The organism is Methanomassiliicoccales archaeon, assembly GCA_014361295.1.
GTDB lineage: Archaea > Thermoplasmatota > Thermoplasmata > Methanomassiliicoccales > JACIVX01 > JACIVX01.
In genome coordinates this window covers 23,922-34,936 of record JACIVX010000003.1, presented here as the reverse complement: position 1 = coordinate 34,936, position 11,015 = coordinate 23,922, and the positions used below count along the sequence as shown (strand labels likewise).

10 protein-coding genes and 1 tRNA gene are annotated in these 11,015 nt (G+C 43.3%); 4 read left to right on the top strand and 7 right to left on the bottom strand.

The features are described from left to right. The first annotated feature begins 30 nt into the window (after positions 1 to 30). Positions 31 to 105 (top strand) — tRNA-Met (locus H5T41_09325). Positions 106 to 142: 37 nt separating this feature from the next. Here the strand turns inward: H5T41_09325 and H5T41_09320 are convergent. Next, the gene (locus H5T41_09320) at positions 143 to 964 is read right to left on the bottom strand and encodes a DNA endonuclease (protein ID MBC7108962.1); all 822 of its coding nucleotides are present in this window, start codon (positions 962 to 964) and stop codon (positions 143 to 145) included. 120 nt (positions 965 to 1,084) lie between these two features. Here H5T41_09320 and H5T41_09315 point away from each other — a divergent pair, with 120 nt between their 5' ends. After that, the gene (locus tag H5T41_09315) at positions 1,085 to 1,909 is read left to right on the top strand and encodes a carbohydrate kinase family protein (protein MBC7108961.1); all 825 of its coding nucleotides are present in this window, start codon (positions 1,085 to 1,087) and stop codon (positions 1,907 to 1,909) included. Positions 1,910 to 2,045: 136 nt separating this feature from the next. Beyond that, positions 2,046 to 2,540, top strand: a complete 495-nt coding sequence (locus H5T41_09310) for a DUF2118 domain-containing protein (GenBank protein ID MBC7108960.1) — start codon at positions 2,046 to 2,048, stop codon at positions 2,538 to 2,540. Here H5T41_09310 and H5T41_09305 read toward each other — a convergent pair whose 3' ends face one another. After that, the gene (locus tag H5T41_09305; GenBank protein MBC7108959.1) at positions 2,541 to 2,828 is read right to left on the bottom strand and encodes a hypothetical protein; all 288 of its coding nucleotides are present in this window, start codon (positions 2,826 to 2,828) and stop codon (positions 2,541 to 2,543) included. It abuts the gene before it with no gap. A 129-nt stretch (positions 2,829 to 2,957) separates the two neighbouring features. On the opposite strand from H5T41_09305, the gene H5T41_09300 reads away from it, so the two are divergent. Continuing rightward, positions 2,958 to 3,440, top strand: coding sequence for a peptidylprolyl isomerase (locus H5T41_09300; protein MBC7108958.1), 483 nt, complete (start codon positions 2,958 to 2,960; stop codon positions 3,438 to 3,440). Here H5T41_09300 and H5T41_09295 read toward each other — a convergent pair. Genes H5T41_09295 through H5T41_09275 form a run of 5 tightly spaced genes read right to left on the bottom strand, consistent with a single transcriptional unit; the run spans position 3,426 to position 11,007 of the window. Continuing rightward, positions 3,426 to 4,346, bottom strand: a complete 921-nt coding sequence (locus tag H5T41_09295) for a type II secretion system F family protein (protein MBC7108957.1) — start codon at positions 4,344 to 4,346, stop codon at positions 3,426 to 3,428. The two genes, H5T41_09300 and H5T41_09295, sit on opposite strands and share 15 nt — an antisense overlap. A 6-nt stretch (positions 4,347 to 4,352) precedes the next feature. Continuing rightward, complete coding sequence (locus H5T41_09290; GenBank protein MBC7108956.1) at positions 4,353 to 5,414, bottom strand: type II secretion system F family protein; 1,062 nt, start codon at positions 5,412 to 5,414, stop codon at positions 4,353 to 4,355. A gap of 10 nt (positions 5,415 to 5,424) precedes the next feature. Then, the gene (tadA, locus tag H5T41_09285; GenBank protein MBC7108955.1) at positions 5,425 to 8,763 is read right to left on the bottom strand and encodes a Flp pilus assembly complex ATPase component TadA; all 3,339 of its coding nucleotides are present in this window, start codon (positions 8,761 to 8,763) and stop codon (positions 5,425 to 5,427) included. After that, the gene (locus tag H5T41_09280) at positions 8,705 to 9,601 is read right to left on the bottom strand and encodes a hypothetical protein (protein ID MBC7108954.1); all 897 of its coding nucleotides are present in this window, start codon (positions 9,599 to 9,601) and stop codon (positions 8,705 to 8,707) included. The genes tadA and H5T41_09280 overlap by 59 nt, the downstream gene beginning before the upstream one ends. Positions 9,602 to 9,606: 5 nt before the next feature. After that, positions 9,607 to 11,007, bottom strand: a complete 1,401-nt coding sequence (locus tag H5T41_09275) for a DUF515 domain-containing protein (protein ID MBC7108953.1) — start codon at positions 11,005 to 11,007, stop codon at positions 9,607 to 9,609. Positions 11,008 to 11,015: the final 8 nt, after the last annotated feature.

Here is an 11,015-nt window from a genome sequence, read left to right as displayed (position 1 = left end):
GACTTCCTATTAATAGGTATCGGGTCATGCAGCGGGGTGGGGCAGCTAGGAGTGCCCGCCGGGCTCATAACCCGGAGGTCCGAGGTTCAAATCCTCGCCCCGCTATTCGCCATTTTTGTACATTGGTGTATGTTTTTGAGCATCATTTTTTGTGAATGCCTAGATATTCTTCAAGGAGTTTTTGTTTCCTCGATATTGTGAATCCTATTAGTCTGTAAAATTTTGAAAGGTCGTCCTTCCTGTAAATCCTTATTTCATAGAGGTCTGAGGAGTATTGGTACTCTTTTCCCCAGATCTTTACTGTGGTGCCTTTTCTTTTTGTTAAAACTATCTTGCTACTTATTCCCAAGCTTTCTAAAGCTTTTTGACAAAAAGTTAGAACTTCTCTGTTGTAATTTGAAGCACTAACAAACCCCTGTCTTTCATTTTTATTGAAATTGAAGCATCCTTCACTGTCAAAGAACCCTCGGAGAAACTCTCTGGGATATTCCTTTGCAACCTCAAACAAAGCCTCTTTCGGCTGTTTCAAAAACATATAAAGGAACTTGCTAGTAGCTTCGGCAACGAACCTGTCTCTCCTCCCGTCGCTTTCCACGTAAACTCTTGCGTTAGCCCCTATATCTTCGAGGGCTCTGGCAAATGCTTCAGCAAATTCCCTATCAACAACCTTTAGCCGAATCCGATATTTATGCTCACTCAAACCAATGCTCCCATCTCCAAAGTACACCCCAATGACGTAAGATAAATGGGGAGAGGGTTCCAACTTAACGAGCTTGATCTTATTAAACGGCTCATGCTTTCCTTTGCACCATCTCAAAACCGTTGCTCTGGAAACTGTTATGCCCTTTTCCGCGAATACTATTCTTGTTATTTCAGAATAACCCTTGCCAGAACCTCTCAACTCCCTAACATAATTAACAAGCTCCTCAAGTTCATTCTGTCCAAGGTCTTTTAACCTGCGCATGGTATCGATTGCGCTTCTTTGTTTTTAATCTTTTTCGTAATTTTTATACAACTCATACTTATTAAAATGAAATCGGGAACTTTAATAAACCCTACCTGATTAGCCCAGAGAGGGCTTGCTATGGATCTGGTAGTTTTGGGACATGTAGCGATTGACCACATAATCTTTCCAGACAAGAGAGAGGTAATCATTCCCGGGGGAGCGGCGGCAGCGGTAGCGACTTCCGCCGCTTTAAGCGGAGCAAAGGTGGGACTGGTAACAAAGGTAGGCAAGGACTTTCCCAAGGAGTGGCTGGAAAGCCTCAAAAGAATCCTCGACATCCGGGGAGTTCACGTCCTCGAAGGAAAAACAATGCACATCTACATGATCTACCACGAAGACGGGAGCGTGGACGCGCCGGTTGAGATGGGCGTTGCCAAGGCTATGGGCGAAACAGAGATCCCAGAAGATTACCTCAGCGCTAAAATATTCCACATCTCACCAATACCTCCAGAGGAACAGTTAAAAGCAATAAACCGGCTAGAGGGCAAAAGAATCACCGTGGATTTTAATCCAACCTACATGGAAGAATACAGAACGAAAAGAGGGCTCATGAAGGAAATAGTGTCAAGAGTCGAGGTGGTCTTCCCAAACGAGAGGGAGGCGATGACGATAACAGGAGAGACTGAAGTCACAAAAGCCGCTGAAACGCTTCATGAATGGGGAGCCAAAATTGTCGTGGTAACCCTGGGAGAGAAGGGAGTTCTGCTTTATGACGGGAGAGATTTCAAAAAGTTCAATGCTCTTCCAGTAGAGGAAATTGTAGACCCTACCGGAGCGGGAGACGCTTTTGCCGGAGGGTTTCTGGCTTATTACGCAGAGGGAAAAGACCTCGAAGAGTGCGTAAGGCAGGGGCTGGTGAGGGCAAGAGAAGTGCTTAAGAAAAAGGGAAGCTGGAGCATCTAATCGTTCATAACTATTTTTTGAGAATGCATAGCAGGCATATTGCCGGCAGCCCGTACCCCATAATGTAACCATCGCGTAGAATTATGTAAAGATAGGTTTAAAAAGTCGTACAACTTGGAAAAAACTGGGTGAGAATATGGAAAAGCTTCCACAATTATTCGTTGAGGCAGACTTTGAAGAGTGCTTTGAAGGGGATACTGCAAAAGTTGACTGCATAGTCATCCAAGATAACATAGAGGCTAGAATACAAAAGGGACAAAAGCTCCCGGAGTTTATAGACGTTAAAAAAGCGAAATTTTTGCGAAAAGAAGTCTACGATAGGTTTCACTTCTATGTGGATAAATACGAACATAAAATGCTCTGTGATGCGAGAATAATTCTCCCGGACAGGAGAACAGAGATAAGGCTGTATAAAGGAGACGAGCTAATGTTGCTTCCAGTGGAGGGATTTGTTTCCACAATAATAGCTGGAGTGGGGAACAGGGTTAGGAAAAGCGATGCGTTTGCCGCAGTAACGACAAAAAATGGAGAAGTGCACTACCTAAAGCCCCCAAAGAACGGGGTAGTGGTTTACATCGACGAGTTCACAAACAGGCCCCATTATATCTACTACATCCTCCCCGAGGAATAGCTACAGGCCCTCAATTATCGCCCTTACGTTTTCTTTGATTCTCATTTTTAACGTATCCAGCGTGTCCATCCCTTGAATTGTTCTTGTATTGTTTGCACTTGTTATTATGAGTGACCACCTGTGGAGGTCGTGTTTCTTGGGTTCAGCTTGAAACATTACAAGAAACTTCGAACCCCCTGCTTCAACTTCAAGTATTTCAATATTTCTCTCTCCCAGCTTCGTTGAGTATATTTCTTTTACTTCCAACCCACCAAATTCCCTTTTAAGCATCTCTGCGAACTCCCCCATATAAAATCACCCATTAATTTTTTGACCAAAGAGGTATATATACTTTGTCACAAACTTGTATAATGCTGACCAAAAATGTTATAAAGGCCGCGGAGGAGTTAAGCTCGAAGAAATTTGGTTGGTGAAAAAATGAAAGTTGAAAAAGGAGATTTCGTGGTTTTTAACTACGTTGGGAAGTTTGAAAACGGGGAGATATTCGATACAACTTATGAGGATATCGCTAAAGAAGCTGGCATTTATGTGGAAGACAGGACATATGGGCCTCTGGGTGCTAATGTAGGTGTTGGCGAACTTATCCCCGGAATGGATGAAGCCCTTGTAGGGATGGGAGTTGGAGAGAAGAAAACTATAGTGGTCCCTCCCGAAAAGGGTTACGGAATGCCGAGGGAAGACTTGATAGTTGACGTTCCAAAAAGTGAGTTTGAAAAGGCCGGCATAGAACCCACCGAGGGAGCATACATAATGACCGACAGCGGAATAGCAAGGATAACAGCAATTACAGAAGAAAGCGTTACTTTAGACTTCAACCACCCATTGGCAGGGAAAACAGTAATATTTGAAGTGGAAATAGTGGATATAGAAAAGGCAAAGCCAGAATCACATGAAGCCTGATATCTGAACCCTGGTAGCCACAAGGAATATTATCTCTCCAAGTATAGCCAGCATTGCGCTGTATTTGAAGCCTGCGGAGAACTTCCCTTCTCTTATTATTCCAATCCCCAAGCCTGAAACTATGGCCTGTATTGCCACGAACGCAAGGGAAATATTTCCTATCGCTTCTAAGGGCAGAGTAAACCCCATTTCGGGAGAACTCATGCTATTCATAATTTGGGAAACAATTCCTAGGATAGCTGGCCCTATGAACCCACTTGCAATTATAAAGAACATTGCCTGCATTCCAGTCGAAGCTTTCCTCTCCTTTTTTATTCTCAGTATTTCACGGACGTCGTTGGCAACTGCCACAAGCACATCCGCCATTGGGGCTCCTCTTTCATAAGCCTCCAAGATAATCATCGTAGAGCGGTAAATTATCGAAGATTTCCTATTTCTTATTGCAAAAGCTTTTAGAGCTTCTATTGTTGATCTGCCCTTCTTTATCTCCTGCACGGTTCTCTTGAATTCTTCCGTCAATGCCCCAAACCTCGCAGTTGAAGCTTCCTCTAAAGCCTCTGAGAAAGAAACACCTGCTCTCAAAGAGCTTGCAATGTAGAAGAACGCATCGGGAAGATTTTTTTCCATGTCTTCTATCTTCTTGGATAGGAGGTAGTATGGATAAACATACGCAATTCCCAAAAACACCGCAAGAGATAGTGGAATTGCGTAGATCTTGACTGGAGACAGAATGAAAACTATTACCCCTACAACGGATGCCAGTAGTAAAGATACCAGCAAAAATTCAAGCGCCAAAAATGATATTCCCGCTGAATACAAAAAGAGCTCATATCTTCTAACCCACCTCTGGGGAAGTACTTTTTCAAGGGCCTTCGCAAGAGGTCGGAGGAATTTAATTTCGGCCAAATTTAATCACCTCGGCTCACTACGTTTTATCATAAATACGACTAGTGTTGAAATAGCCGGAAATCCAAACAGCAGAATGACTGCCAATCCCTCAACAGGCATCGCTAGCCCCCTATTCATTAAAGAAGCAGCCAGTATAGCCACAACGAATAACGTGGGCATTATTATGGTTATGAACATATAGACAAAGGCGACACCGTTTACTTTTTGGATGTATTCCACGAGCTTCATCCGGTATTCAAAGGAAAAGTCCTCAGCAAGTTTGTAAAGAGTATCCGCCAGGTTTCCACCAAATTTTGTGGCCCTAAGGATCTGCTTCACGACTCTGCTAACGCTTTCAGAGGACATCTTTTCCTCAAACCTGGTCAGTGCATCCTCAAACGACGTGCCACCATGCATCTCTCTTATCATAAGCTCAAATTCCTCAGAGATTGGACCATAATCGGCATTGGCAACTGACACCATTGCCTCAGCTATGCCAACACCGGCACTTAAGAGCGATGCCATGTGTCTCAAAACATAGGGAAGAGCTTTTTCTACCTCTACAACCCTTCTCCGCCATACTATTTTGGGGTAGTTTCTCATATACAGGAATCCACCAACAAAACCCAGTATCCCCAGCATCAGAGAGATATCAATAGGCATATAAAGAAGAATGCCAACCAAAAAAGCAAAAATTGCCGTGAAAATGGAAACACCCAACATCAACGCAACGAACTGCTCTTTACTCATTTTAATGTTTGCCCTCAGGAGATCATAGTCAAGTCCCTTTATAGACCTGGTAAATGACTCAACCGGGCCCTTAAAGTGCCTAAGCATGAATTCCGAGAATCTATGAGTGAAAGATTTCCCCAGCTCTTTTTTTCTCCATTCAACAATCTCTTCAAGCTCTTTCTCAAACCGTTCTTCCCTCTCTTGGGAGACCTCTTCCTGAAGTTTTTTCAGAAGCTGAAGTCTCTCCTGAAGAGTCAATGTTCTAGGAATTCTCGAAATAGGGCGTTCGCTAACTTCTATAGTTTTTTTACCCAACCTTTCAAAGAATCCAAGGATTTTTTCTTTTATTCCCAAGTCCTCTCACCTAGACGACCGTTCTAACTTTTTCAGTCAGTTCAACTGAAGCGTCATTCTCTATCTTTCTCAGCAACGATTCTTGATCAATGTAAAATTCCCTAATGTAATGGCCAACTTCTTCTATGCTCCTTATTCCTTTCTCTACCATCCACTGGAGGACAACTTCCCTCTTCAGCCTCTCTTCTAGGAGTTCCTCCATTGTTAAACCAGTATGCTCTGCAAGCTGGTTCAGGAACCTACTTGGCACTCCAGTTGGATAGAGCTCGTCTTTTGCCGGATTGTACTTATAGATGGTGTTCAGCTGAACGCTTTCTCCTTCTATTCCGGAAACTTCCGCTATCTCTGTAATCCTTCTTATCGTTCCTTTCTTTCTGTTGTTGAACCTCACCTGCATTATGATGACATCCAAAGCAGGAATCATGATTCTTGGAACACTCATTGGCGGGCTCTCAAGCCTTACGATTGTTTCTCTGGCCGAATTGGAGTGAATCGTGCCCATACAGTTTGACACCAGTATTCCATTGGCAACATAGTTGTGATCCTCTTCCACTGTAAGATCATAGAGGTACTCAATTCCCAGCTCCTTAGGATCAACTTCTTCAACACTTATAACCTCATCCCAGTAAACGTCCCCCTCGGCAATCAGCTGGAGTCTTTTTGCCATTACCCAAGCGTCTTCGTCACCAGCATCCTTGGCAACCTGCTGAAGAGCAAGGGCAATGCCTCTGAGTGCAGACCGCCTTATCTCGTTTGATCTGTTTTTCTCAATATGTCTGATGAGACTCTCGGAAACTTTTTCTCCTGCATAGTGAGAGGCTAGTTTTGACAGCTCAGCCACGGTAAGGTTCAGCCTCAAACGTAGGGGTCTTATCATTTCCCCGGAGATTGGAACGCGGTAGGTTCTCCTTCCACGATAAGCCCTCTTAGTCTTCAGAATCTCTTCAAGTTTGGCAACCTTCTTCGAATGATGGAGCGGTATAAGGCTCTTGAACTTCCTGAGATCCTCAACCCCGCTTATAGTTATTCTGAAAATTTCTCCCTTCTTGAAGCCTCTGTTCTTCACACGGGAGACCGTGCTTATTATTCCAAGTCTCTGAAGTGCATACCATATCTTTCTTGCCGCATTTTCACTCTTTGTTGTTAGAATAATAGAAGGTCCGCTCTCATCCACATATCCATCAGCATCAAACACTCCAGCTATGAAGTACCTTACAAGGTCGTCATGAGAAAGAACAACATCCGGAACATCCCAGACTTCAGACTTCTTGCCCTTAGGTATGCCGAATATCCTCAAGAGCATCTCAGCAAAGATTTTGGAACCAACTGTTACAACAGTACACTTTCCACTGATCTTTGTCTGCGGAGAATACTCCGGCAGAAACTTCGAGATAGCATTTACAAAGGCATTCCTATATCCTTCATCATCAAAAGTGGCTGAGAGGTGGTAGCCATTGGAAGCTATATAACCGTCGCCGAGGAGTACTCCAGCAATATAGGCAAGATCGCCGTCCACTTCCCTAACCAATTTCACAGGATTTGAGTTAATAGAGAGCAGATATTCGGCATTTTCTGGCGGAAGTCCATTGTTTGGAACCTTTACCATTCCATTTCCATTAGGAACAAGGTAGTAATCACTTATTCCTACGTAAATGTTTGGATCCACAAGGGCTTTACGCTGGGGCGGCTTGGGTGGGCGCATCATTACAGCAACCCTATCTCCAACACTAATCTTTCCAGCTTCTTTTCTCACGACATCCCCGTTAGAGAACACAAAGAAGGGATGGGTCTTGGTCAGAATAACCTCATTACCAGTCCTTGTTCGTATGCGCATTAGCTTCTCTCCTTCCCTTACTTTCCTCCTCCATACTCTTGAAACTACGTGCTTGCCCGCTTTAAGGTCAGCTCCAACACTAACAACTTCGAAGCGATCCTTTTCCTCAAGGACTATATACTCAAGATCCTTGTATCTCTCAATTCTGTCTGAGTATTTTTTGAAAAGCTCTTCCACCAAATCCCCAATAAGGACAAACCTACTGTCAGAGAGCTGAATAACGGAAAAGTCATAAAGGGCACCATTATGACCCGTGTTCATTGCCGTGAACATTGTTCTTGCCTCTGGTCCTCTGACCTCACCTACGATAATCCTGTCCGGACGCATTCTCAAAGTGTTCTTGACGAGATCATCCATGGTTATTTCTCCCCTTCCTTCTATGTTCGGAGGCCTTGTTTCGAGCCTTACCCAGTGTTCAATTGGTAGTTGAAGTTCTGCTGTATCTTCAATACTTATGACACGCTCACTGGGGGGAATGAACATTGCCAGTGAGTTAAGAGTAGTAGTCTTACCCGAACCGGTACCTCCGGCAACGAGGACGTTTGCGGGCTTCACTCCAAGACCATCAATAAAAATCCAAAGCAGAGACGCAACTTCCAAGTTAAATGTGCCGTACTTCAGGAGATAAATTATCGTAAGGGGGTCTTTTTTGAATTTTCTTATGGTCAACGTAGGCCCGTCTAAACTAACCGGCCTAATGGTCGCATTTACTCTACTTCCGTCGGGCAAACGGGCATCTAAAAGCGGAGCTTGCTGATCAATTCTTCTCCCTACTTGCCTTGCTATACGCTCAATGATGTTTAGTATTTCCCTCTCATCCTCAAAAACAACGTTAGTTTTACACATGTAGAACTTTCTGTGCCACACATATACGGGTTTTCTCGTTCCTATTACCATGACTTCTTCCAGGTTATCATCTCTAACAAGGGGGTCAAGTTTTCCGTAACCTATCATGTTCTGGACGACCAAATTTACAAGAACTTCCATTCTTGCCTCGGAAAGGGCGGGGGCAAGTTCACGCATTATGTTTTTAACAGCCCTTCCAAATATCCTTCTCCTCTCCTCCGGATCGGGAATGCTCTCAGGATCTATTTGTATTTCTGCAATTGCCCTGTCTCTGACGATTTTTACTAGCTTTTCTTCCTCTTCACTTAATTTTGGAAGGCGTATTTCATAGATTGGAATGGGCTCCCCCTTAACTCTAAGGATTCTCACATTTCCATACACATCAAGAACTTCCGCCTCTTCCCCTGAATAAGTGGGAATGGGAACACTTGGGGATCCCCTTGTGGACTTTAGTATGTCCTGTAAGCTGGTTCCACCCCTATCCTCTGTCAATACAGGTTTTGAAGGAGTTTTAATTTCTGGTGTAATCGGAGCTAGCTCTTCCTTGACCTCAGGCTTTTCTTCCGTTTGCTCTCCTTTTTTTATGAGGTTATCTAACGGAACCGCTTCTTCACTTAAGATCTCCTCTATCCATGACAATCCTGAACGTTTTTTCTTTTTCTCCTCCAAAGCCCCCCACCCGCATAAGATTGTTCCATTTAACATTATAAGTAATTTCAAACTTATTTCCTAAAACCACTATCCAGATAGGATAGTCAAATTTTAGCTCAGGTTTTTTAGATATCTCCCCCAATTCGGGTTCTTCTTTGCTACCTGCAAGTAAACCAGTTCCTGAAGAAACAACTATTCTGGAAGAAAGCTCCGAGAGATCAGTCAAACCATCCTCAGACTCTCTGTCCAAGTACTTTGGCATGTAGTCCCCAACGTATTGGGCGTATTGGGAGAGAATAGTGCTAACATATTCACTGTACTTCATTGTGTACTCCGGAGTAAAGTCCCCAATTTCAGCCCCTTCAAAGAGCACCGGCAGTCCCATGGCAATATATTTTGTATTTTCCGGTGAGGGATTTTCTATTGTTACTTTGACCGTTCCGCTGTATTTAAGCACTTTCACATAGCCGTCTGAAATAAAGAATGTGTCAACTGCATAGTACTTCTGAGGATAAAGAATAAGCTCGGGGTAAATAGGGTCATAAAACAGGTTTGGCCCTTCCACTCCACTTACCGCAGCTGCAGATAAAGGTTCACTAATCCTCACATTCACCTGAAGCGTTTCATACGGGGCAATCCAGAACCCCATGTTGTTTACAATCCCAATCTCTCCACCTTTTCTAACCAGAGTGTATTCGTAATCAGGATTTATTAAAACGAATTTGTAAAATGGGCCAGCATTAACCAAGGTAACGTTTAAATCAACCGTGGCGGATGCGTTAACACTTTCTTGCGCATTAACTAACCCCGAAACTAGCAAAATAAGGAAAAAAAGCGAAAGTATCCTCCTTACCATCCCAATCACCCAGTAATCTTTGTTACATAGAGGGCGTTTCTATACTTAAGGAGGTCTTCAACGAATTCTGCCGGGACTTCAACTATTACCAAAACTTTAGCAGTGGGGTCTGTAGCCAGCAATCCAGTGCTTTGTTCAAGGTCAAACAAGTTCAGCTTGTATCTCGAGAGCTGTTCCCTAACTTCATCAGCTGCGGCAATCTTGTTGGCCGCAATGGCCTTTAATATCTCGTTTAGCTTCACATTGTAAGTGTAAGATGCACTTACCGTCTGTGAGCTTGATTGGCTTACGGAATGGCTTTCCTCTGTACTCTGCTCGTAAGAGATTGATTGGTCTCCTGGAGCATAGTTCTCAGAGTAGCTATCCGAATATGATGTATCCGAAGTTGTTTGTATATTCTTAGTTTCCTGCTGTGACTCGGATATTGCAATTACACCGGAATCAGTCAGGAAGAGAACCATATTTACATATCCCTCATCTGCTATCTTCCTAATAACTGTGGAGTTTATTTGGGCAAAGATCTTTATCTTGTCTCCTGAGGAAAGGAAGGCACCATTAACGTTCTCCCTTGGTAAGACCAAAGCAACTTGCACCATTTCAGCTTTCTCTATTGTGTACTGGAGAAGTTCGGTGAAATCTGTAACTTTGCTGAGCATGTACTTTGCCTCTGTTTTTGTGTATACACTTTTTTCTGTTCCTTTCTTGAGGATAACCTTTTGTGTAGGTGTGTTATCTATGAGGTAGTAGTAATATTTTCTCCATAGCTCGAGCAAGTACGGGTTGGGGTCAATTAAAGATACTTCATCTTTTGTTTTTGCGGAATTAACTCTCTCCTTTAATTGGTTATAAGCTTGAACAGCCTCACTCTTTATATCCTCTGGGAGCGGCTGAGAAAGAAGAAGTTCAAAAGATTGCTCTATTTGCGTCAGTTTTGTAGCTTTTGCCTGCTGGAACTCCCTCTGAAGACGTTCTTGTTCCAGTTGAGCTTTTCTTTGCTCTGCTATTGCCTTGACATTTATCTTTTCAAGCTCGTCTATACTTTTTGCCTGGTTAATTTGATTTATCAGCTGGGCTTTCATAGGATCATTCTCAAGCTCCCCGGTAAAATACTGGTTAACTTCTTTAATCTTTGCAAGTTTGGCCTCTTGAAGCTTCTCTGCAGCACGATTTTGATATGTGGTATATAATCCAATAACAACAGCAATGATGATGACAGCAATGATAGATGCACCTATAATGATTCTCTTACGTCTTTCTTTTTCCCTGAGCCTTCCTAATCTCGAAGGCTTTCTGGGAGGAGAAGGCCCTGCAATAGGAGTGGGGGCCTTTTTCTCTTCTTTTTCCTCAACAGAAACTCTACCCAATTCTCTCAAGCGCCGTATTTTTTCTTCAATATCTTCCGCCACGGTCAGCA